Here is a 549-nt window from a genome sequence, read left to right as displayed (position 1 = left end):
GTCCCCTCCGGAAGTGCCGGGCGGTACGGGCGTTGCCTATTCTTCACCGGCAGTCAGCCAGGAAAACACCACTAAACTGCCGAACACCCGAAGAGTGGCAGTGCTGGTGGAAAATGGCTACAATCACGATGACATCCTACAGGTTCTGGAAGCCTTGCAGTCAGTGGCGGTTCATCCCGTAATCGTCAGCAAGCAGCAGCGCATGCTTACCAGCACCGACGGGCGCCAGTTGGAGGTACAGGAAAGCTACAGCACTACCGGGTCGGTTCTGCACGATGCCGTATATGTGCCCGGAGGCCGTAAAAGCATTGACAGCCTGATGCAGCAGGGCGATGCCATTCATTTTATCAATGAAGCCTTTAAGCACTGCAAAGCCATCGCCGCATCCAATGAAGGTGTTGACCTCTTGACAACGGCTGATGTCAACCATATTTCCATGGCGGAAACATACAGTCATGGACTATTCTCCGATACGGGGGTTGTAACCATTAGAGATAGCTCCGATTTGAAAGACTTTGCGCAGGAATTCATTCACGCTATTGCGGAGCA

1 protein-coding gene is annotated in these 549 nt (G+C 53.0%); it reads left to right on the top strand.

Annotated elements, in window-relative coordinates:
* The coding region (locus B3W37_RS13385; protein ID WP_483176124.1) for a DJ-1/PfpI family protein at positions 1–549 on the top strand (549 nt) is incomplete at both ends.

Source organism: Syntrophomonas sp. UBA5494 (genome assembly GCF_002426325.1).
This window is presented reverse-complemented; position numbering and strand designations above follow the sequence as displayed.